The organism is Streptomyces sp. SCSIO 75703, assembly GCF_036607905.1.
Taxonomy (GTDB): domain Bacteria; phylum Actinomycetota; class Actinomycetes; order Streptomycetales; family Streptomycetaceae; genus Streptomyces.
Map to the genome: position 1 here is coordinate 2,710,279 of NZ_CP144555.1, position 22,506 is coordinate 2,732,784.

Here is a 22,506-nt window from a genome sequence, read left to right on the forward strand (position 1 = left end):
GAGGGGCCGGACATGCCGGTGGGCCCGCCCCCACGAGGGGAGCGGGCCCACCGGACGTGGTGCGTGCGGACTCAGCCGGCGAGGACCTCGCGGGCGAGCTTCGCGGTCTCGGTCGGGGTCTTGCCGACCTTGACTCCGGCGGCCTCCAGGGCCTCCTTCTTCGCCTGGGCGGTACCGGACGAACCGGAGACGATCGCGCCGGCGTGGCCCATCGTCTTGCCCTCGGGCGCGGTGAAACCGGCGACGTAACCGACGACCGGCTTGGTCACGTTGGCCTTGATGAAGTCGGCCGCGCGCTCCTCGGCGTCACCACCGATCTCACCGATCATCACGATCAGGTCGGTGTCCGGGTCGGCCTCGAACGCGGCGAGCGCGTCGATGTGCGTGGTACCGATGATCGGGTCGCCACCGATACCGACCGCCGTCGAGAAGCCGATGTCGCGCAGCTCGTACATCATCTGGTACGTCAGCGTGCCCGACTTCGACACCAGACCGATACGGCCCGGCTTGGTGATGTCACCCGGGATGATGCCCACGTTCGACTGACCCGGCGTGATGATGCCCGGGCAGTTCGGACCGATGATGCGGGTCTTGTTGCCCTTCTTGCCCGCATACGCCCAGAACGCCGCCGAGTCGTGCACGGCGATACCCTCGGTGATCACGACCGCGAGCGGAATCTCCGCGTCGATCGCCTCGACGACCGCGTCCTTCGTGAACTTCTCCGGCACGAAGATGACCGAGACGTTCGCACCCGTCTTCTCGACCGCCTCCTTCACCGTGCCGAAAACCGGCACCTCGGTGCCCTCGAAATCGACGGTCTGACCCGCCTTGCGGGGGTTCACGCCGCCCACGACGCTGGTGCCGTCCCCGAGCATGAGCCTGGTGTGCTTCATACCGGTGGCGCCCGTCATGCCCTGGACGATGACCTTGCTGTCCTTGTTGAGCCAGATAGCCATGGTGTGTTGGTGTCCTCGTCCTGAGTGCTTACTTGGCGGCGTGGGCCAGCTCGGCGGCCTTGTCGGCCGCCCCGTCCATCGTGTCGACACGCTGGACCAGCGGGTGGTCCGCATCCGTGAGGATCTTCCGGCCCAGCTCCGCGTTGTTGCCGTCCAGACGGACCACCAGCGGCTTCTCGACCTTCTCGCCCCGGTCCTCCAGCAGCTTCAGCGCCTGCACGATGCCGTTGGCGACCTCGTCACACGCCGTGATACCACCGAAGACGTTCACGAACACCGAGCGCACATCCGGGTCACCCAGGATGATCTCCAGACCGTCCGCCATCACCTGCGCGGACGCACCGCCACCGATGTCCAGGAAGTTCGCCGGCTTCACACTCCCGTGCTTCTCACCGGCGTACGCGACCACGTCCAGGGTCGACATGACCAGACCCGCGCCATTGCCGATGATCCCGACCTCACCGTCGAGCTTGACGTAGTTGAGGTTCTTCTCCTTGGCCGCCGCCTCCAGCGGATCCGCCGCCGCCTTGTCGTGCAGCGCCTCGAAGTCCGGGTGACGGAACTCCGCGTTGTCGTCCAGCGACACCTTCCCGTCCAGGGCGATGACCTCCCCGGAAGCGACCTTGGCCAGCGGGTTGACCTCGACCAGGAGAGCATCCTCCTTGATGAAGGTGTCCCACAGCCTGACCAGGACGTCGGCGACCTTGTCCGCGACCTCGGCCGGGAACTTCGCGGCCTCGACGATCTCACGGGCCTTCGCCGGCGTCACACCGTCGATCGCGTCGACCGGCGTCTTGGCGACGGCCTCCGGACGGGTGGCGGCCACCTCCTCGATGTCCATCCCGCCCTCGACGGAGGCGATGGACAGGAAAGTCCGGTTGGCACGGTCGAGGAGGAAGGAGACGTAGTACTCCTCGACGATCTCCGGAGCGGTCTCGGCGATCATCACCTTGTGGACCGTGTGGCCCTTGATGTCCATGCCGAGGATGTCCGTCGCCCGCGCGACGGCCTCGTCCGGGGTGGCCGCCAGCTTGACGCCACCGGCCTTCCCGCGGCCACCGACCTTCACCTGAGCCTTGACGACGGACTTGCCGCCCAGACGCTCGGTGATCTCGCGCGCCGCCTCAGGCGTGTCGATGACTTCACCGGCCAGCACCGGTACATCGTGCTTGGCGAAGAGGTCCCTCGCCTGGTACTCGAACAGGTCCACGCGCTTCCGTCCCTATCAGTGATCTCGCGGTTCCTTGGATGCGTGGGCGTGCCGCGACGGGCAACCGTGACGTCCGCAATGTGTCACTAGGGGAGCGCACACGGTGGCCGAGCGCGCGGCATGTCCATCTCGCAGGCTATCGCCGGTTGCGTGGGGTCTCTAAATCGCGGGTCACACCTGAGCGGTGATACCTGTCACATGATGCCGCCCGATCTGGCACGCCGTGCCGGGGCGCGGCCGGTGCGACGGCCGGTGCGGGCCCGGCGCGAAGGGTGCGCAGGTGAGGCGGTACGCACGGCCCCCCACCGGGGTTACCTACGGGTAGGCCGGGCGTCACCCGCCCCGCGGGTCGGGCACCGGCAGCGGGCGCTTCTCCAGGGCCGCCGCCATCACCTCCGGGAACCGGTCCGGCGTGCACGCGAAGACCGGTACGCCGAGCGCGGAGAGCGCCGCCGCGTGCTCCCGGTCGTAGGCGGGCGTCCCCTCGTCGGAGAGGGCCGGCAGGACCACGACACCGACGCCGGACGCCTTCATCGCCGCCACCCGCCGCAGCATCTCGTCGCGTATCCCTCCCTCGTACAGGTCGCTGACCAGGACGACGACCGTCTCGGCGGGCCGCGTGATCCGCGACTGGCAGTAGGCGAGGGCCCGGTTGATGTCGGTGCCGCCGCCCAGCCGGGTGCCGAAGAGCACGTCGACCGGGTCGTCCAGGTGCTCGGTGAGGTCCACGACCTCCGTGTCGAAGACGACGAGCCGGGTCTCGAGCGCCCGCAGCGACGCCAGGACCGCGCCGAACACCGACGCGTACACCACGGACGCCGCCATCGACCCGGACTGGTCGACGCAGAGCACGACCTCCTTGCGCAGCGACCGCGCCGCCCGCGCGTACCCGACCAGGCGCTCGGGGACGACGGTGCGGTGCTCGGGCAGGTAGTGCCGCAGGTTGGCGGCGACGGTGCGGTTCCAGTCGATGGCGTGGTGGCGGGGCCGGCCGGTGCGGGCGCCGCGGTCGAGCGCGCCGGTGAGCGCGGCGCGGGTACGGGGGGCGAGGCGCCGCTCCAGCTCCTCGACGACCTTGCGCACCACCGCCCGCGCGGTGCGCCGGGTGGTCTCGGGCATCGCCTTGTTCAGCGAGAGCAGGGTGCCGACCAGGTGCACGTCGGCCTCGACGGCCTCCAGCATCTCCGGTTCCCGCAGCAGCGCGGCGAGGTCGAGCCGGTCGATGGCGTCCCGCTGCATCACCTGGACGACGGGGGCGGGGAAGTACCCGCGGATGTCGCCGAGCCACCGCGCCACCGACGGGGCCGACGCCCCGAGCCCCGCCGCTCGGCCCCGGCCCGCCCTGGTGCCGTCCCCGTCCTTCGCGTCCGCCCCGTAGAGCGCGGTGAGCGCGCCGTCCATCGCGGCGTCCCGTCCCCCGAGCACCAGCCCGGTGCCGTCGCCGGCCCCTCCCCCGAGCACCAGCCGCCACCGCCGCATCCGCTCGGTGGCGGAGGGGGTGGCGGCGGGCGCGGTGGGGGTGGAGGGGGTGGCGGCGGGCGCGGTGGGGTGCGCGGCCGTGGCCGGGGTCGGCTCGGTCATGTGGTCGCCTCCACGAGTACGTCGTCGTCGGCCGGGGGGTCCGGGGCGGGTGCGGGCTCGCCGCCGGTGGTCGCCGTGTCCAGGCCCAGCAGCAGGCGGACCACGGGGAGCACGGCGTCCGCCCGGCGCGGGTCGGGGTCGGGGGCGAAGCCGGGTGCGGGGGCACCGGGCGCGCTGCCGCGCCCGGGTCCGCGGCCGGCCAGCTCCCCGAGTGTGCGGCGCACGCCCGGCTCGTACGCCGAGAAGGTGCGCCGCAGCAACGGCAGCACGTCCGTGAACGCCTGCTCCGGCACGCCGGTCAGCCACGCGTCGACCAGCCCGAGCAGCCGCTCGTCGTGGACGAGGAGCAGTCCGCCGTCCGCTCCCCCGCCGACGAAGCCCTCGACCCAGGCCGCCGCCTCCGCCGGGGGCGTCCCCGGGGAGAGGGCGAGGCCCATGAGCCGCGCCGCCTCGTCCGGCGCCAGTTCCCCGCCGTCCAGCAACAGCCGCACCGCCCGTCCCCGGATCCCCCCGCCCACCGCCTCCCGCGCGGCCAGCCCCTGCAGTACCGCCCACCAACGCCCCCGCAGGCCGAGAGGACCGTCGGGGATCGCGGGGGCGGCAGGGACGGCAGGCATGCCAGGAGTGCCAGAGGTGACCGGGGTGACGGGGGTGACGGGGGCAGGGTGGCCGGTCGGGGGGCCCGTCGGGGGGCCGGTGGGGTGGCCCATGGGGTCGCCGTCCGGCGTGATGGCGCCGACCGGTGCGGGTGTGCCCTCGGCGGGGGGTGGGTCGGTGAGGAGGGAGACCGCCGCGTGGACCGCGTCGATGTGGTCGCGCATGCGGGCGGTCGCCTCGGCGTTCAGGCCCGCGCAGGCCGGCGGGAGGCCGACGAAGACCCGCTCGGCGAGCCCCGCGGCCACCTCCGTGAGCGCGGCGGTGCCGGTGCCGCGCACGTCGCCGTAGCGCAGGGAACGGACCAGCGCGGGCAGGGCCCACGCGAGGTGGCCGACGTCGGTGTCGAGCGCCGCGCGGTCGGCGAGCACCCGCATCACCTCCGCCAGCGCGTCGTCCAGCCCGGCGAGCAGGCACACCTCCGCCAGCGCGGTGACCTCCGCCAGCGTGGTCGCGGCGCCGGCGTCCGCCTCGGCCCGGGCCGTCGCGGCGGCCCGCACGGTGGTGCCCCAGATGCCCGCCTCCGCGATGCGCACCGACAGCTCGGGCTCCCACCGCAGCCGCCAGCCCTCGCGGAAGGTGCCCGTGGCGCCCCGGGCCTCGGCCGGTTCGCCCCAGCCGACCCCGAGCAGCCGCAGCCGGTGCAGCAGCCGGCTCCGCCCGGCGTCGGTCTCCTTGCGCAGGTCGAGGTCCAGCTCCCGGTCCCGCGCCTCCGGGGCCAGCCGCAACCGGCGCTGCGACCGGGCCAGGTCCCGCTGCAGGGGCACCGCGGGCGCGCCCTCCGGGACCCGCCCCAGCACGTCGCCCACCACGAGCCGGTCCCGTATGAGGGCGAGCGGCACGTCGGAGCCCTCGCACATCACGGCCCGGACGGCGTCCGTCGTCTCGCCCAGTCCGGGCAGCGGCCGGCCGCGCAGCGCGGCCAGGGCCCCGGCGAGCCGCACGGCCTCGATGACGTGCCCCGGCGAGACCGGCCGGTCCTCCGCGCGCAGCAGTCCGGCGACCCGGGTCAGCCAGCGTTCCACCGGGCGGTCCGGGGCGCTGAACAGGTGTCCGTACCAGCCCGGCGCGTCGATGCCCGCCCCGTAACCGCCGGCCCGGGACAGCCGGCGGTGGGTCCACGGGACCCAGGTCACCTCGACCTTGGTGCGGGGCAGCCCCCTGAGCAGGGCCCGGTCGGCGGCGACGGTGACCCTTCGGCGCAGCGCGGGGACGTGCCAGGCGCCGCACACGACGGCCACCGCGTCGCCGGACTCGCGCCGCGCGGCCCGTATGCGGAGCCGCATGTACGCCTCACGCACGAGGTCCCCGTCCCCCGGCCCGGGGCCCCCGGCCGCCCGGTCACCGCCCTGCCTTCCCTCTCTTCCCTCTCTTCCCTTTCTTCCGTCTCCCTCGTCTCCCTCGTCTCCCTCGTCTCCGTCGTCTCCCCGCGTCTCTCCCCCGTCCCCCCTCGTCGTCCCGGCTCTCCGCTCCGTGTCCGTCTCCGTCTCGCGCACGGCCGTCATCGCCTCCTCCAGCGCCGTGAAGGAGGCCAGGGCGTCCCCTCCCTCCACCTCACCGCGGTGTTCGACCGTGTCCTCCCACCAGCCCTCGGCGTCCTCGTACCCGGCGGCCCGGGCGAGCGCGGCGAGCGGATCGGTCCGGGCGGGCGGGGAGTCCGGGCCGGTCCGGGCCAGCGTGTGCGCGGCCGGGAGGTCGATGAACCGGGCGGGCACGCCGTGCTCCAGCGCCCAGCGCAGCGCGACCCACTCCGGAGAGAACGCGGCCAGCGGCCAGAAAGCCGAGCGCCCCGGCGCGTCCACGGCGTGCGCGAGGAGGGCGACGGGCGGGCGCATCTCCGGGTCGGCGGCGAACGGGACGACCGCGTCGGCCTCGGGCGGCCCCTCGATCAGCACCACCCCCGGCCGGGCGGCCTCCAGCGCCGCCCGGACCGCCCGCGCCGACCCCGGCCCGTGGTGCCGTACCCCCAGGAGCACGAGCCCCTCCTCCACTCCGTCACCCCCTCCGAGCCGTGCCGTGGCCCCGGACCGCCGCCCGGTGCCGGGCCCATGACGAGTCGTCGCCCCCGGCACCACCCTGGTGTCCGCCTGCGGCGCGCGCCGCCGTCCGCCCCCGCGTCCCCGCCCCCGTCATCCCGTCACCTCGCGGCAGGCGCGGTAGAAGTCCTGCCAGTCGTCGCGCTCGCGGACCACCGTCTCCAGGTACTCCCGGAAGACGACACCGTCGGCGGCCGGGTCGCGGACGACGGCGCCGAGCAGGCCCGCGGCGATGTCCCCGGCCCGCAGCACCCCGTCGCCGAAGTGGGCGGCCAGCGCGAGGCCGCCGGTCACGACGGAGATCGCCTCGGCCGTGGAGAGCGTGCCGCTGGGCGACTTCAGCCGCGTCCGGCCGTCGGAGGTCGCCCCGTCGCGCAGTTCGCGGAAGACGGTGACGACCCGGCGGATCTCCGCGAGCCCGTCGGTCGCGGCCGGCAGGTCGAGCGCGCGCCCGATCTGGTCGACCCGGCGGGCGACGATGGCGACCTCCGCCTCGGCGCTCTCCGGCAACGGCAGCACCACCGTGTTGAAGCGGCGGCGCAGGGCGCTGGAGAGGTCGTTGACCCCGCGGTCGCGGTCGTTGGCCGTGGCGATGAGGGTGAACCCCCGGACCGCCTGCACCTCCTCGCCCAGCTCCGGTATGGGCAGCGTCTTCTCCGACAGGACGGTGATCAGGGCGTCCTGCACGTCCGCCGGGATGCGGGTCAGCTCCTCCACCCGGGCGATCCGCCCCTCCGCCATGGCCCGCAGGACCGGGCTCGGCACGAGCGCGTCCCGGCTCGGGCCGTGGGCGAGCAGCCGGGCGTAGTCCCAGCCGTAGCGGATGGCCTCCTCCGGGGTGCCGGCGGTGCCCTGCACGAGCAGGGTCGAGTCCCCGCTGACCGCGGCGGCCAGGTGCTCGGAGACCCAGGTCTTCGCCGTGCCGGGCACGCCGAGCAGGAGCAGGGCGCGGTCGGTGGCGAGCGTGGTGACGGCGACCTCGACGATGCGGCGCGGGCCCACGTACTTCGGGCTGATCACCGTGCCGTCGGACAGGGTGCCGCCGAGCAGGTACGTCGCCACCGCCCAGGGCGACAGCTTCCAGCGCGGCGGGCGCGGACGGTCGTCCCGCGCCGCCAGTGCGGCGAGTTCGCCGGCGAAGGCGTCCTCGGCGTGTGGCCGCAGCACCTCGGCGCCGGGTGCGGCGCCCTCGTGGATCGTGTCGGCGGGCATCGGTTTCACGGACACGGACATGGCCAGTCCCCCTCCAGCTCGGCCGGTTCGGTCGTGTGGCACCTACCGTGCACCACCCCACTGACAATCGCTCTGACCTGCGCGAACGCCCGCTCGGGGTGGATTGTCGGTGGGTGGCCGTACCTTCGGGGACATGACTGTGCTGGGGGTGCGCTGGACGGCCGGCCAGGTGCTGGCACTGGCACCCGACACGGCGTCACGCGCGGCGGGGAGCAGGCTCGGTGTGGCCGGTCCGTGGTCGGGGACGGGGTGGAGCGACGAGGGGGTGGTGTGGGGGCGGTGCGAGGGACCGGACGGCACGGCGTACCGCACGGCGGTGGATCTGACGGGGGCCGCCGGACCGGCGTACCTGTGCGCGTGCCCGAGTCCGGAGCCGCCGTGCGGGCACGCCCTCGGCCTGCTGCTCCTCTGGGCCGGGGCCGGCGGCGCGGTGCCGAGAGGGGAGGCGCCGCGGTGGGCGGAGCGGTGGCGGGCGGAGCGGCGGGGGATCGCGCGGGGGGAGCGGGCGGGGGGAGCCGCCGGTTCCGGGCCCCGGGTGGCCGCTCCGGCGGCGGCGCGGCGGCGGGCGGAGCGCCGGGCCGCACGGATCGACGGCGGCGCGGCGGAGCTGGAGCGGCGGCTGGCGGACCTGCTGCGGGGCGGCCTCGCGGGCGCCCGCCGGTCCGGGTACGGGCTGTGGGAGGAGACGGCGGCCCGCATGGTCGACGCCCAGGCCCCCGGGCTGGCCGCGCGGGTGCGGGAGCTGGGCGCGATACCGGGTTCGGGCCCGGACTGGCCCGGGCGGCTGCTGGAGGAGTGCGCGCTGCTGCACCTGCTCGGCCGGGGCTGGCTCGGCCGCGAGCGGCTGCCCGGGGAGCTGTCGGCGGTGGTCCGCACCCGCGTCGGGCTGACCGCGTCGCCGGACGGACCGCCGCTCAGGGACCGCTGGCTGGTCCTCGCCCGGTACGACACGGCCGACGCCCGTCTGACAACCCGCCGCACCTGGCTGTACGGCACCGCGTCACGGCGCACCGCGCTGCTCCTCTCCTACGGCGCCGCCGGACGCGCCCCGGAGCCCGAGCTGCCGGTGGGGCTGGCACTGGACGCGGAGGTGTCGGCGTACTCCGGTGCGGGCGGGCCGCGCGTCGCGCTGGGCGAGCGGTTCGCGCCGCCCGTCCCGGACCCGACGCGTCCGCCGGGGGTGACGGTCACCCGGGCCGCCGCCCGGTACGGGGAGGCGCTGCGGGCCGATCCGTGGCGGGAGTCGGTCCCGGTGACACTGGCGGCGGTCGTTCCACAGCCCGACGGTGAAACGTGGCAGGTGGCGGACGCGGTCGAGGACACGGCGCTGCCGCTGACCGCGCGGGCCCGCGACCGGCCGGGGCTGTGGCGGCTGGCGGCCTTGTCGGGCGGGCGGCCGGTCCGGGTCTTCGGGGAGTGCGGGCACCGGGGCTTCACCCCGCTCGCCGTCTGGCCGGACGGGCCGGGCCCGGTGGTGCCCCTGTGCTGACGCGCCCCGCCCGCGTCCCCTTCCCGGCCGTACTCCCCCCTCCCTGCCGCACCCCCACCCCGTCCGTACTCTCCCCCATCCCTGCCATTGCACAGCCGGACTGTGAAAGGAGCGGCATGAGCGCGACCACCACCGCCGGGGAGGCGGGCGGGCCGGACGGCTGGCCCGCCGGGGAGGCGGGCGGGCCGGACGGCTGGGACGACCTCGTCGCCGCGGCCCTGCTCGGCACCGACCGGCGTACGCCACCGGGTCACGCGGCCGGCCGGGCGGCGGGCCGCGACGCGCCGGCCGCGCTGCTCGACGCGGCGGCCGTGGCGACCGTCCGCCGTCGGGCCGGGCTGGCCCCGGCCCGTGCCGCCCGCCGTCCGGCACCGGCGCCGGAGGACCCCCGCCCGCCGCTGCCGGAGGCCGCCGCCCGCCGGCTGACGACACTGCTCGCCGACCGGCCCGGCCTGGCCGCCGGCGGGCGCCGGGGCGCCGCGCCCGACCTGATGGAACTGCTGCCGCAGTGGCTGGCCACGGCCAACGCCCACGGGTACGCCGCGCCGGCCGCCGTGCTGCCCGCCCTGCTGGACGCGGCCCGTGCCCGTACCGACCTGCGGGCGGCGGTGCTGGCCTTCGCCGGGCCACGCGCCCTGTGGCTGGCCCGGCTGAACCCGGACTGGCGGTTCGCCCTGCGCGCGGCGCCGGGCGCGGGCGGCGGCCCCGCGCGCGGCGGCCCCGAGGCGGTGGCACGGCTGTGGCGGGAGGGGCTGTTCGCGGAGCGCGTGGCGCTGCTGGGTTCGCTGCGCGCCGCCGACCCGGACGCCGCCCGGGACCTGCTCGCCTCGACCTGGGCGACGGAGCGCGCCGAGGACCGCCTGATGTTCCTCGACTCGCTGCGCACGGGGCTGGGCACGGCCGACGAGCCCTTCCTCGAAGCGGCGCTGTCCGACCGGGGACGTGCGGTGCGAGCGGCGGCGGCGGAGCTGCTGTCGACGCTGCCCGGGTCGGCGCTGGCCGCGCGGATGGGGCGGCGGGCCCTGGCCTGCGTCTCGCTGGACCTCGTCCGGGACCCGGCGACGATCACCGTGGAGGCGCCGCACGTCTGCGACGCCGGGATGGCACGCGACGGCGTCGTCGCCCGCGCGCCCGCCGGGCGTGGCGCACGGTCCTGGTGGCTGGGCCAGGTGGTGGAGGCGGCGCCGCTCGCGCTCTGGTCCGCGCGGCTCGGGGGCCGCACCCCGGCGGAGATCGTCGCCCTGCCGGTGACGGACGACTGGCGCGACGACCTGCACGCCGCCTGGTGCCGGGCGGCGGTGCGTCAGCGGGACGCCGCGTGGGCGGCGGCGCTGCTGGGTGCGCCCACCGCGCCGGGGGCGGGCGGCCCGGGGGCGGTGTCGCTGGCCGAGCGGTCGCGGCTGCTCGGCACGATGGGGGCGCCGGAGCGCGCCGCGTGGGTCGCCGGGTTCATCGCGGCGCACGGGCTGTCGGAGGCGTTCCAGTTGCTCGCCGTGTCCGCGGTGCCGTGGGCCCCGGTGCTGGGCCGGTCGGTGGTCGACGCGCTGGACATCGCGCGGGACGCCGGGAGCTATCCGTGGAGTTTCAGCGGCGTGATGGGCCTGGCCGAACGGTGCCTCGACCCCGAGGAGGCGGTCCGGCTCGACGCCCTGCTGGCCCTGCCCGACGAACGGGAGGACGCCTCGCCGGGGGCGGCGGGGTACTGGGCGGAGGCGTTCCGGCGCCTGGTCACGACCCTGCGCCTACGGGCCGCGATGACCACGGAACTGGACGACACCGCCCCGCCGCCACCTGCGGCCTGACGCCGGACGCGGGGGCGGAGGAGCGGCGGGGAGTTGCCGCGGCGGGCGGTACGCAGGGGGACGAACGCCGACGGCGGTACGGCGAAGCACGGTACGGAAAAGGACGGTACGGCGGAGGGGATACGGCGGCCGGACGCGGGCCCCGCACCGCCCGGCTGAGACGCCGGCCCGCACCGGGACCGGGACCGGGACTGCGAGACCGGGACTGCGGGCCCCGCACCGGCACCGCACGGCGGGCGCGGGTCGAGCCTGCCGCCACGGCAAGCGCGACGGCCCCGAACGACACGGCAGGCGCAGGTCGAGCCGGTCACCACGGCAGGCGCGAACGGCCCGGACGACACGGCAGGCGCGGGCAGCCCCAGTCGGCACGGTGAGCGCGGGCGCACGGCCGGCCGTGCGACGGCGGCGGGTCCGGGCCGCGCCCGGTCCGGGCCGGCCGACCCGCGCCGGCCCACGCCCGGTTCGCCTCGCCGGGCCACCTCGCCCGGCGGGCGCCCCGCAGGCCGGGCCTCACCCCGCCGGTGCCCACGGCGGCCCCGCCGCAGCCAGCCGGCCCCGCCGCGAGCGGCCCGGTGGGGTCAGGCCCGCTGGGCCGGTTCGCGGACCGCCGCGCGGACCCAGTCCACGATGGAGGCCGTCGTCGCGCCCGGGGTGAAGATCTCCGCGACGCCCTTCTCCTTCAGCGGGGCGATGTCCGCCTCCGGGATGATCCCGCCGCCGAAGACGAGGATGTCGGCCGCGTCGCGCTCCCGCAGCAGGTCGATCACGGCGGCGAAGAGCGTGTTGTGAGCGCCGGAGAGGATGGAGAGCCCGATCGCGTCGGCGTCCTCCTGGATCGCGGTGTCCACGATCTGCTCGGGCGTCTGGTGGAGCCCGGTGTAGATGACCTCCATACCGGCGTCGCGCAGCGCCCGCGCGATCACCTTGGCCCCGCGGTCGTGACCGTCGAGCCCCGGCTTGGCCACCACCACGCGGATCGGACCGGCTGCCACACCCATCACTGCCTCCATGAAGCGATTACATCCATCCGTACCGACAAGTACCGCACATCTCGCCCGCGCCCGTGCACGGGAGCACCGCCCCGGGGCGGCACGCCGCCCGCAACGCGCGGACCCCCGCACCACGCGGTACCACCCGCCCGGGGGAAGTGAACGAACGTTATCCCCAGGATCCCGCAAGCGGCCGTTTCGCGGTCCCCACAGAGGGGGAAATCACACGGTGGGACAAGGTGACCACGCCCCGCTCACACCGGGCACGACGGGACCCGCCCGCACCCCCACGGCTCCCCACCGGCGGCGACCCGCCCACCCCTCGGAGCACACTTCGTACACCGCACCTCACCGCACCTCACCGCACCTCACTTCCAGCTCACCCCATACGGCTCACCTCGCCCGGCTCACCCACACAGCTCACCCCCTCATCGGTCACTGGTGTCACCGCTCTCCACACGGGCACACGGGAAACCGAGGCGTCTTCGCGCACGCCGACAGGAGGTCGTCCATGAAGGTCACGACGGCGGCACAGCCCCTCCTGCCGCTCTACCGGCGTCTCCCCGAGCCCTTTCCGGCCCTGCTCACGGACCTCACGGCCCTGCCGGGACGACTGACGGGCATCTCCCTGACCCTCCTGAAGGCCACCGCCCTGGAGGTCGCGGTGCTCGCCGGGCACGTCCTCCTGTACCCCTCCGGCATCGTCCAGGAGCGCCGGCCCGCCCCGCCGGTCCCGACGGCGAACCCGCCGGACGCCCTCCTCGCCCCGCCCGCGCCCCGGCTGCCGGTCTCACCGGGCCCGCCGGTCGTGCTGCTGCACGGCTTCTTCGACAACCGCTCCGTCTTCCTGCTGCTGCGCCGCGCCCTGGCCCAGCAGGGCCGGCACCGGGTCGAGTCGGTGAACTTCTCCCCGCTGACCTGCGACGTCCGGGTCGCCGCCGCGCTGCTCGACCGGCACGTCGAGGAGATCTGCCGGCGGACCGGCAGCGAACGGGTCGACATCGTCGGCCACAGCCTCGGCGGGCTGATCGCCCGCTACTACGCACAGCGCCTCGGCGGTGACCGGCGCGTGCGGGTCCTCGTCACCCTCGGCACCCCGCACGCGGGGACCCGGGTCGTCCCGCTGGCCGACGCGCACCCGATCGTGCGGCAGATGCGCCCCGGCTCGGACCTCCTGGAGGAACTGGCCCAGCCGGCGCCCGGCTGCCGGACCCGGTTCGTCAGCTTCTGGAGCGACCTGGACCACGTGATCGACCCGATGGAGGCGGCCTGCCTCGACCATCCGGACCTGGCGGCGCATAACGTGCGGGTCAGCGGCATCGGCCATCTCGCCCTGCCGGTCCACCCGGCGGTCGCCACCCGGATACGCCAGGTCCTCGACACGCCCGGACCGCTCACGGGCCCGGCGTCCGGCGGCACCGCGGACGGCCTGACCGTCGCCTGAGCACCGGTCGCGCGGCCCGTCCGCCGCCTGCCCGCCCCGGCGCCGGCCGCCCACCGCCCGCCCCGCGCCCCGCGCCCCGCGGAAACCACCCCGCGGACACCCGCCCGGCAGACCGCCTCGCGCCCCGCGCCGGAAACACCCGTAGCCCCGGAGCCCCGCACCGGAAACCACCCGAGGTCCCGGCCCCGGGCCGGAAACCGCCCCCCGGGGCCGCGCCGGAGTCCGCGCGGATTCCGCTTCGGAGCCGAACACCACCCGGCGAAAGTCGAACGCGCATCGAACACAATGCCAAAGTCGCGCCCGCCGTCCCCCAAATCACGGCCGATTGCCCGTTTCCTTCAGGCGTGAAACCTGCAGAAGATTGTCCCGCCGCCATACCGCCGGGTACAGTCGCCGCACTGCTCTGGCAGCCCTGTTGTCGAGGCGAAAGAGAAGTTGGTGAACGACCGTCACCCGTCGGGGACCATGACCACCCCGGCCCCGGCTTCCGACGCCGATCCGGCGCAGTACGCGTCCTACGGCACCGGGGAAGCCCAGTACGGCGACCTCACCACGTACGGCGACTACGACGCCACCGGTTATGCGACCGGGGCCCCCACGGGGACGTACGCCGCGGACCCCCTCTTCGGCAGCATGCCCGACGCGGGGACCGGCGGTTACGCGACCTCGGGGAACTACGACGCCACCCCCTGGACGTCCGGCGCCCCGCAGTCCTACGACCCGTACGCCGCCCAGCAACAGGCGGTCTACGACAGCGGTTCCTACGACGCGACCGCCTGGACCGCCGGTTACCGGCAGCCCGCCCACCAGGAGGGCGCCGACGCGAGCGGCCAGTGGGACACGGGCGCCTGGCAGCAGCCCGACCCGTCGGGCGAACCGGCCGACCGGACCCAGCAGTGGGACTGGAACGCCCAGACCTTCGACACGGGCACCTTCGAGACGCGGCACCCGGCGACGCAGACCTTCGACGGACAACACCTCGACACCCAGTCCCTCGACACCCAGTCCTTCGAGGCGCAGTCCTTCGGCGACCGCCAGACCGGCGGGCAGCCCTTCGGCGCGCAGGACTTCGGCGCGCAGGACTTCGAGGCACCGGGCTTCGGGACGGGCGCGTTCGCGGCCGGAGCGTACGACTCCGGTGCCTACGACGCCACGCAGTGGAACACGGGCGGCCCGGCGGAACCCGCCGACGGCCCCGCGCCCGCCGCCGCGCCCCACGCCGAGGACGACGTCCACCCGCACGACGCGGACCGCCCGCACGAGGACGACCTGGCCGCCACCGGCGAACTCCCCGCCGTGGACCCCCTCCTGGACGGCCAGGAGGACATCACCCCGAGCGTCCCCGCCGCCCGCGGCGGCGCCCCGCGCTCCCGCCGCCGCCAGCCCGCCCGGCGTTCGGCGCTGCTGACCATCGCCGTGCCCTCGGCCTGCGTGATGAGCGTGGCCGGTATCGCCGCGGCCTCCGTCGGCGGGCTCTCCGGCGAGGACAAGGACACCTCGGCACAGGCGGCCGACACCAAGGCGGCCCCCGTGGCCCCGTCCACCGCCAACAACAAGCTCAACACCCAGCTCGCCAACGTCGCCGCGGGCGCCACGGACTTCGCCGACCGGGCCAGCCGCACCCAGGAACGCATCGACCTCAAGGCCGAGCAGGCCGCCGAGAAGAAGCGGGCGGCGGAGGAGGCGGCGCGCAAGGAACGGCTGCGCCCCAAGTTCGCGCTCCCGGTGGCGCAGCACGGCCTCAGCGCCTTCTACGGCCAGGCGGGCGTCAACTGGATGTCCCGGCACACCGGCATCGACTTCCCCGTCACCTACGGCACGACGGTGATGGCGGCGACCGACGGCACGGTCCGCACCCAGTACAACAGCGCGTACGGGAACATGGCGATCGTCACCGCGAAGGACGGTACGGAGACGTGGTACTGCCACCTCTCCAGCTATCAGGTCCCCTCGGGCACCGTCGTCAAGGCCGGTGAGCCGATCGCCTTCTCCGGCAGCTCCGGCAACTCGACCGGCCCCCACCTGCACTTCGAGGTGCGGCCCGGCGGCGGCTCGGCGATCGACCCGCTGACCTGGCTGCGCAGCCACGGCCTCAACCCCTCCTGAGCCGGGCCCCTTCACCACGCGGCGTCGGCATGCCCCAGGTGGGCGGTAACGCGTGGGCCGGCCCGCCGGTCCGGGTCCCGTTCCACCGCGGGACCCGGCCACTCCCCTCCGCCCCGTGCTCAGCCGGCGCGCGGCCTCACAGCTTCTCCACCGGCGCGTACCGCAGCAGCAGCCGCTTCGGCTTGGTGTCGCCGAAGTCGACCGTCGCCTCCGCGTTCGCCCCGGTGCCCTTGACCCCGACCACCGTGCCCAGCCCGAACTGGTCGTGGGTGACGCGGTCGCCGACCGCGAGCGAGACCGTCGGCTTCTCGGCCGTGCGCCGGGTGGCGAACCCGGACGCGCCCGACGCCGAGGACCGGGAGCGCGAGGAGGACAGCGAGGCGGCCACCGCCGAGACCGGACCCGCGGCCTGCCCGGCGCCACCGGTCCGCTTCCACTCCAGGTGCGGGGCCGGGATCTCCTCCAGGAACCGCGAGGGCGGGTTGTACGAGGGCTGGCCCCAGGCGCTGCGCAGCGTCGACCGGGTGAGGTACAGCCGCTCGCGGGCGCGGGTGATGCCCACGTAGGCCAGGCGGCGCTCCTCCTCCAGTTCCTTGGTCTGGCCGAGGGCGCGCATGTGCGGGAAGACGCCGTCCTCCATGCCGGTGAGGAAGACGACCGGGAACTCCAGGCCCTTGGCCGTGTGCAGGGTCATGAGGGTGACGACGCCGTCGCCCTCCTCCTCGTCCGGGATCTGGTCGGAGTCGGCGACCAGGGCGACCTGTTCGAGGAAGTCGGCCAGGGTGCCGCCGTCCTCGCTCTCGGCCCGCTCCTGCTCGAACTCCAGGGCGACGGCGGCGAGTTCCTGGAGGTTCTCGATGCGGGTCTCGTCCTGCGGGTCGCTGGACGCCTGTAGCTCGGCCAGGTACCCGGTGCGTTCGAGTATGGCCTCCAGCACCGTCGCCGGTCCGGCACCGGACTCGACGATGGTGCGCAGGTCCTCCATGAGGGTGTTGAACCGCTTGACGGCGTTGGCCGAGCGGGCGGCCATGCCGTACGCCTCGTCGACCCGGCGCAGCGCCTGCGGGAAGCTGATCCGCTCCCGCTGGGCGAGCGCGTCGATCATGGCTTCGGCGCGGTCGCCGATGCCGCGCTTGGGGACGTTGAGGATGCGGCGCAGCGGCACCGAGTCCTCGGGGTTGGCGAGCACCCGCAGGTAGGCCAGGACGTCGCGGACCTCCTTGCGCTCGTAGAAGCGGACACCGCCGACGACCTTGTAGGGCAGGCCGACGCGGATGAAGACCTCTTCGAAGACGCGGGACTGGGCGTTGGTGCGGTAGAAGACGGCGACGTCGCCTGCCTTCGCCTCGCCCGCGTCGGTGAGCCGGTCGATCTCGTCGGCGACGAACTGGGCCTCGTCGTGCTCGGTGTCGGCGACGTACCCGGTGATCTGCGAGCCGGCGCCCTGGTTGGTCCACAGGTTCTTCGGGCGGCGGGACTCGTTGCGTTCGATGACCGCGTTGGCGGCGCTGAGGATGGTCTGCGTGGAGCGGTAGTTCTGCTCCAGCAGGATGGTCGTCGCGTCCGGGTAGTCCTCCTCGAACTGGAGGATGTTGCGGATGTTGGCGCCGCGGAAGGCGTAGATCGACTGGTCGGCGTCGCCCACCACGCACAGCTCGGCCGGCGGGACCTCGGCCTCCGGCGGCACGTCGACCGGGTGCTCCGACGCGCTGCCGACCAGCTCGCGGACGAGGGCGTACTGGGCGTGGTTGGTGTCCTGGTACTCGTCGACGAGGACGTGCCGGAAGCGGCGGCGGTAGTGCTCGGAGACGTCCGGGAAGGCGCGCAGCAGGTGGACCGTCGTCATGATCAGGTCGTCGAAGTCGAGGGCGTTGGCCTCGCGCAGCCGCGACTGGTACAGCGCGTACGCCTGGGCGAGCGTCTTCTCGAAACCGTCGGCCGCCTGGGCGGCGAAGTCCTCCTCGTCGATCAGCTCGTTCTTGAGGTTGCTGACCTTGGCGCTGAAGGACTTGGGCGGGAAGCGCTTGGGGTCCAGGTCGAGGTCGCGGCAGACCAGGGCCATCAGGCGCTTGGAGTCGGCCGCGTCGTAGATCGAGAAGGACGAGGTGAAGCCGAGCCGCTTGGACTCCCGGCGCAGGATGCGCACGCAGGCGCTGTGGAAGGTCATCACCCACATCGCGTGGGCGCGCGGGCCGACGAGTTGCTCCACGCGCTCCTTCATCTCGCCCGCGGCCTTGTTGGTGAAGGTGATCGCGAGGATCTGGCCGGGGTGGACGCCGCGCGCGGAGAGCAGGTGGGCGACGCGGTGGGTGAGCACCCGGGTCTTGCCGGAGCCGGCTCCGGCCACGATGAGCAGGGGGGAGCCGGAGTGGACGACGGCGGCGCGCTGGTTCTCGTTGAGCCCGTCGAGGAGCGCGGCGGGGTCCAGGGCGGGGCGCGGCGCCCCGTCCCGGTAGTGCGTGTCGCGGTCCGGCGGCGCGTCGAACTGCCCGCCGAACAGATCGTGCGGCACCGGCTCCGGCGCGTGCTCGTCCTCGGGCGGCGGCGGTGGCTCCTCCTCGTGACCGCGGGAGGTCTGGAGGCTCGCCAGGAAGTGTTCGTCAAAGAGGCTGCTCATCGCTCTACGAGTCTAGGGCGCCCCACCGACAAGCGGTCCCCGCCCCGGGAATCGTCCCGGGCCCGGCGACGCGCACGCCCCGCGACCAGCCCGAACACGAGGAGTGACGGGCACGGGAAGGTCACGAAAACGTATCGGGCATATCACCCGCCAACCTTCACACGGGCCACACGCGTTGGCTACGGTGCGGGCAGGCCGCACGACCCCCTCCGGCGAACGTCGCCGGTCCGCGCGGCCTCCGCCGAGTCCGGCGTGCCCCCGCGGCGCCCGGCGCCGGGGACCCGGCCGGGACCGGACCGGCCGCCCGCACCCGGGCAGCGCACCGGCCACCGGCCGCCCGCACCCGGGCACCGGGCCGTGGCCGGCCCTCCCGCACCGACCGCGGCCCCTCCCCCGGAGCCCGGCCGCCCCGGGAGCGCCCCCCCGCCCCCGGGCAGGCGGACACGGGAAGGAGTCGTCTCCCTTGGCGTCGCACCGCACGTCGCGTGCCCCCGGCCCCCGCGCGGCGGGTCTGCGGACCCCCGCCCTCGCCACCGCCGCCCTCACCTCGGTCGCCCTGCTCTCCCAGACGGCCGGCGCCTCCCCCTCGCCGGACGGCAGGCCGAGCCTGGAGGAGGTCGAGCGGAAGGTCGGCGACCTGTACCGCCAGGCCGGTTCGGCGACCGAGAAGTACAACGCGGCCCAGGAGAAGACGGCCAAGCAGCGCAAGCGGGTCGACGCCCTCCTGGACGACGTGGCGCGAAGCACCCAGCGGCTCAACGACGCCCGTGAGGAGCTGGGCGCCTACGCCTCCGCCCAGTACCGCACCGGTGCCGCGGCCCCGGACATCGCCACCTTCCTGCTGGCCGACTCCCCCGAGCAGTACCTCGACCGCGCCCAGGTGATGGAACGGCTCACCAGCCGCCAGAAGGGCGCGGTCGACGACTTCGTCACCCGGCAGGCGGAGACGATGGAGAAGCGCCGGGAGGCCGCGGAGCACCTGGAGGCGCTCACCGCATCCCAGCGGGACCTGAGGACCGCCAAGGCCACCGTGCAGAAGAAGCTGGCCACCGCCCGCGAACTGCTCTCCACGCTCACCGCCGAGGAGAAGGCCCGGCTCGCCGAGATCGAGCGGCAAAAGCAGGAGCGGGCGGCCCGCGAGGCCGCCGAACTGGCCCGGCGGCAGGCCGCCGAACGGGCACGGCAGACCCCCGGGCCCGCCCCCGCGCCCACCCCGGCGGCCCCGGCGCCGGACACCGGCACCGGGCAGGCCCCCGCCCCGGACACCTCGTACGACGCCAAGGCCGCCAAGGCGCTCGCCTACGCCCGCGCGCAGATGGGCAAGCCCTACGTCTGGGGCGCCACCGGCCCCGGTTCCTACGACTGCTCCGGGCTGACGCAGGCCGCCTGGAAGGCCGCCGGCGTCTCGCTGCCGCGCACCACCTACGACCAGGTCGGCGCCGGCACCACGGTCCCCCTCTCCGAGGCCCGCCCCGGCGACCTGGTCTTCTTCTACGAGGACCTCGGCCACGTCGGCCTCTACATCGGCAACGGCATGATGATCCACGCCCCGAAGCCGGGCACGTACGTCCGCGAGGAGTCGGTCTTCTACGACGGCGAGTCGTCGATCCACAGCGTGGTGCGACCGGCCTGACCCGCGGTCTCCCTAGGCTCGGCCCATGGCATCGCGCACCCCCGCACTGCGCGCCTGGTGGGCGCGGCGGCCGCCGGCGGCCGGAGCCGCCGTGATGGCGACCGGCATCGTCTCGGTCGGCCTGCACCTCGTCGGCCACGAGAGCCTGTCCCTGGCCGCGCTGGCGCTGGCGTGCGCCGCGTGGCTCGCGCTCGCCGCCGACTTCGTCGTCCTGCTGGCGCGCGACCGGGCGAAGTGGGTGACGCGGGCGGGGACGCCGGGCGCGCTCACCGCCGTCGCCGCGACGACCGTGGTCGGCACCCGGTTCGCGCTGCTGGGCGCCACGCCCGTGGCGGCGGCGCTGCTGGCGCCGGCCGCGCTGCTGTGGCCGGTACTGCTGGTGCTGGTCGTCCGGCGCTGGGGGCGGCGGATGCCGGGGGCGGTCTTCCTGGGGTGCGTGGCCACCGAGGGGCTCGCCGTGCTCGGCGCCACCCTGTCCGCGACCACGTCGACGGCCTGGCCGGCGCACGCGGCGCTGGTGCCGTTCTGGCTGGGGCTCGCGCTCTACGCGGTCGCCCTCTTCCGCTTCGACCCGCGCGAGGTGGCCCGGGGTGCCGGGGACCAGTGGGTGGCGGGCGGCGCGCTCGCCATCTCGGCGCTGGCCGGGGCGAAGCTGCTCACGGCGGCCCGGTCGGGGCCGTACCTGTGGAACGACGACGCGGACACGATGCTGCGGCACACGACGGTCGCCGTGCTCGTCCTCGACCTCGCCTGGTACGCGGTGCTCCTGGTCTCCGAGGTGGTGTGGCCCCGGCTGCGCTACGACGTGCGCCGCTGGTCGACGGTGTTCCCGCTCGGCATGACGGCGGCGGCGACGCTGTCGGTGGCCGCCGCCGTCTCCGTGCCCTGGCTGACGCACCCGGGCCGGGTCCTGGTGTGGGTGGCGGTGGCCGGCTGGCTGGCGGTCGCCACGGGGGCGGTCGCCACGGCCCGGACCGACCTGCGGTCCCTCTCCGCCGGGACGGGGCTCAGGTCCACAGCACCGCGATGAAGACGTTCACCACGGTCAGCAGGCCGACCAGGCCGAACAGCGGCTTGTCCACCTTCTCGTCGTCGCGCTTCACGTAGACCAGGCCGAGGATCACGATCAGCACGGCGAGCTTGACGCCGATCTTGACGTTGTCGACGAGGCGGTCGTCGGCCTGGTTGAGGCCGACCAGGACCGCTCCGGTGACCAGCATCGTCAGGGCGCCGTGCAGCATGGCCGGGGTGAAGCGGGCGGTGCCGGCGCCCATGGCCTTCATCTGGGTCAGGAAGCCGCCGAGCAGCGCAGCGATGCCGATGATGTGCAGACCGACGAAAATGTGGATGAGTACGTCCATGGGCCGGAGCCTAGCCACGGCCCCGTGACGCTCCGACACCGGCCTTCCGGCGGCGGCCTCCCCCGTCCGGCCCGCGCGTCCCATAGCACCCCGTGCCCCCCGTACGTCCCCGGTCCGGCGGATTGATCATCACCCTGCGTGAAGGTGACGAGCCCGGACCGGCGAAACGGTCACATACGGTCGCCCGTCGCCTGGGTGCCGACAGTTCCGCGCAAAGGGGGACCTGATCGGGACGGTGCCGCCTAGCGTCCTCCCCCAGGTGCGGCCCGGTGCGACCGGCAGGCGGGACCACCTGGACGCACAGGACGTCGTGGAAGGACGTGGATCACTGGTGGCAGCGCATCGCAGGCGGCCGCGACAGCGCGCGGCGGGCGGCGGCCCGGCCCGCGCCGCCGCCACCCTCACCCTCGCGGGAGCGGCCGGCGCGACCTGCCTGAGCGGTACCGGGAACGCCGCGCCGGAACCCACCCCGGCCCAGGTCGAGGCCAAGGTCGACCGGCTCTACCGGGAGGCGGAGGAGGCCACCGAGAAGTACAACGGCGCGAAGGAGAAGGCGGACGCCGCCCGCGAGCGGCTGGACGACCTGCGCGACGAGGTGGCCCGCACCGAGGACCGGCTGAACACCGCCCGCGCATCACTCGGTTCGGTCGCCGCCGCCCAGTACCGCAGCGGCGGGCTCGACCCCGCGCTCCAGCTCGCCCTCTCCTCCGACCCCGACCGCTACCTCGACGGCGCCGCCCTCATGGAGCGGGCGGGCAGCCGGCAGCAGGCCGCCCTCGGCGAGGTCCGCAGGGAACTGCGGCAGGTCGAGCGGCTGCGCGGCGCCGCCCGCGTCGAACTGTCCACGCTGACCTCGCGCCGGTCCGAGCTGGAACGCCACCGCGCCACCGTCACCGGCAAGCTGGAGGAGGCCCGCCGCCTCCTGTCCCGGCTGACGGCCGGGGAACGCGCCCGGCACGCCGCCGGCCCCGGCTCCCAACACGCCGCCCGCGCCGCGTCGGACGGCCGGGAGGCCCTGGCCCCGGCCACACCGGCACCCGGCCCCCGCAGCGCGGCGGCCGTCGCCTACGCCTACCAGAAGCTCGGCAGCCCCTACGTGTGGGGCGCGACCGGCCCGCACTCCTTCGACTGCTCGGGGCTCATCCAGGCCGCCTACCGCTCCGCCGGGGTCTCCCTGCCCCGCACCACCTACGCCCAGATCGGCGCCGGCCGGCCCGTCTCCCGCGCCGAACTGCGCCCGGGCGACCTGGTCTTCTTCTACTCGGGCATCAGCCACGTCGGCATCTACGTCGGCGACGGCCGCATGATCCACGCCCCGAACCCCTCGTCCCAGGTGCGCCTCGACCCCGTCGACGCGATGCCCTTCGCCGGGGCGACCCGGGTGGCCTGAGCCCG

At 75.1% G+C, this 22,506-nt stretch carries 15 protein-coding genes; 7 read left to right on the plus strand and 8 right to left on the minus strand.

Features of this window, described 5'->3' with window-relative positions:
- Nucleotides 1-71: 71 nt before the first annotated feature.
- The 5 genes from sucD to VM636_RS11710 all read right to left on the minus strand — a co-directional run bounded on the left by sucD (nucleotide 72) and on the right by VM636_RS11710 (nucleotide 7,670).
- The gene (gene sucD, locus VM636_RS11690) at nucleotides 72-956 is read right to left on the minus strand and encodes a succinate--CoA ligase subunit alpha (protein WP_338484327.1); all 885 of its coding nucleotides are present in this window, start codon (nucleotides 954-956) and stop codon (nucleotides 72-74) included.
- A gap of 28 nt (nucleotides 957-984) precedes the next feature.
- Nucleotides 985-2,166: an ADP-forming succinate--CoA ligase subunit beta gene (gene sucC, locus VM636_RS11695; RefSeq protein WP_053913222.1), complete on the minus strand. Its 1,182-nt coding sequence runs from the start codon at nucleotides 2,164-2,166 to the stop codon at nucleotides 985-987.
- 333 nt (nucleotides 2,167-2,499) lie between these two features.
- Entirely contained in the window at nucleotides 2,500-3,645 is a 1,146-nt protein-coding gene (locus VM636_RS11700) for a VWA domain-containing protein (RefSeq protein WP_338486357.1), read from the minus strand.
- Nucleotides 3,646-3,743: 98 nt separating this feature from the next.
- Complete coding sequence (locus VM636_RS11705; RefSeq protein ID WP_338484328.1) at nucleotides 3,744-6,377, minus strand: DUF5682 family protein; 2,634 nt, start codon at nucleotides 6,375-6,377, stop codon at nucleotides 3,744-3,746.
- 153 nt (nucleotides 6,378-6,530) lie between these two features.
- Nucleotides 6,531-7,670 (minus strand): AAA family ATPase, encoded by a 1,140-nt coding sequence (locus VM636_RS11710; protein WP_030423161.1) that lies wholly within the window; start codon nucleotides 7,668-7,670, stop codon nucleotides 6,531-6,533.
- A 133-nt stretch (nucleotides 7,671-7,803) separates the two neighbouring features.
- On the opposite strand from VM636_RS11710, the gene VM636_RS11715 reads away from it, so the two are divergent.
- Nucleotides 7,804-9,159, plus strand: coding sequence for a hypothetical protein (locus VM636_RS11715; protein WP_037859887.1), 1,356 nt, complete (start codon nucleotides 7,804-7,806; stop codon nucleotides 9,157-9,159).
- Nucleotides 9,160-9,275: 116 nt separating this feature from the next.
- Nucleotides 9,276-10,961 carry a DUF5691 domain-containing protein gene (locus VM636_RS11720; RefSeq protein WP_338484329.1) on the plus strand — a complete coding sequence of 562 codons (1,686 nt, stop codon included), beginning with the start codon at nucleotides 9,276-9,278 and terminating at the stop codon, nucleotides 10,959-10,961.
- A 578-nt stretch (nucleotides 10,962-11,539) separates the two neighbouring features.
- Here VM636_RS11720 and VM636_RS11725 read toward each other — a convergent pair.
- Nucleotides 11,540-11,959, minus strand: a complete 420-nt coding sequence (locus VM636_RS11725; protein WP_030423158.1) for a cobalamin B12-binding domain-containing protein — start codon at nucleotides 11,957-11,959, stop codon at nucleotides 11,540-11,542.
- A 502-nt stretch (nucleotides 11,960-12,461) separates the two neighbouring features.
- On the opposite strand from VM636_RS11725, the gene VM636_RS11730 reads away from it, so the two are divergent.
- Together VM636_RS11730 and VM636_RS11735 are read left to right on the plus strand one after the other, a co-directional pair.
- Entirely contained in the window at nucleotides 12,462-13,394 is a 933-nt protein-coding gene (locus tag VM636_RS11730) for an alpha/beta fold hydrolase (protein WP_338484330.1), read from the plus strand.
- A 438-nt stretch (nucleotides 13,395-13,832) separates the two neighbouring features.
- Nucleotides 13,833-15,500: a M23 family metallopeptidase gene (locus VM636_RS11735; protein ID WP_338484331.1), complete on the plus strand. Its 1,668-nt coding sequence runs from the start codon at nucleotides 13,833-13,835 to the stop codon at nucleotides 15,498-15,500.
- 136 nt (nucleotides 15,501-15,636) lie between these two features.
- Here the strand turns inward: VM636_RS11735 and pcrA are convergent, their stop codons facing one another.
- Nucleotides 15,637-18,117: a DNA helicase PcrA gene (gene pcrA, locus VM636_RS11740; RefSeq protein ID WP_030423155.1), complete on the minus strand. Its 2,481-nt coding sequence runs from the start codon at nucleotides 18,115-18,117 to the stop codon at nucleotides 15,637-15,639.
- A 463-nt stretch (nucleotides 18,118-18,580) separates the two neighbouring features.
- Here pcrA and VM636_RS11745 point away from each other — a divergent pair, with 463 nt between their 5' ends.
- Both VM636_RS11745 and VM636_RS11750 read left to right on the plus strand, forming a co-directional pair.
- A complete protein-coding gene (locus tag VM636_RS11745) occupies nucleotides 18,581-19,750 on the plus strand; it encodes an NlpC/P60 family protein (protein ID WP_338484332.1) in 1,170 nt (389 codons plus the stop codon).
- A 25-nt stretch (nucleotides 19,751-19,775) separates the two neighbouring features.
- The gene (locus VM636_RS11750) at nucleotides 19,776-20,780 is read left to right on the plus strand and encodes a tellurite resistance/C4-dicarboxylate transporter family protein (protein ID WP_030420764.1); all 1,005 of its coding nucleotides are present in this window, start codon (nucleotides 19,776-19,778) and stop codon (nucleotides 20,778-20,780) included.
- On the opposite strand, the gene VM636_RS11755 is transcribed toward VM636_RS11750, so the two are convergent.
- On the minus strand, nucleotides 20,758-21,111 hold the full coding sequence (locus tag VM636_RS11755) for a membrane protein (RefSeq protein ID WP_030420765.1): 354 nt from the start codon (nucleotides 21,109-21,111) through the stop codon (nucleotides 20,758-20,760). The genes VM636_RS11750 and VM636_RS11755 overlap by 23 nt on opposite strands.
- Before the next feature lie 331 nt (nucleotides 21,112-21,442).
- On the opposite strand from VM636_RS11755, the gene VM636_RS11760 reads away from it, so the two are divergent.
- Entirely contained in the window at nucleotides 21,443-22,501 is a 1,059-nt protein-coding gene (locus VM636_RS11760) for a C40 family peptidase (RefSeq protein WP_030420766.1), read from the plus strand.
- The last annotated feature ends 5 nt before the right edge of the window (nucleotides 22,502-22,506 follow it).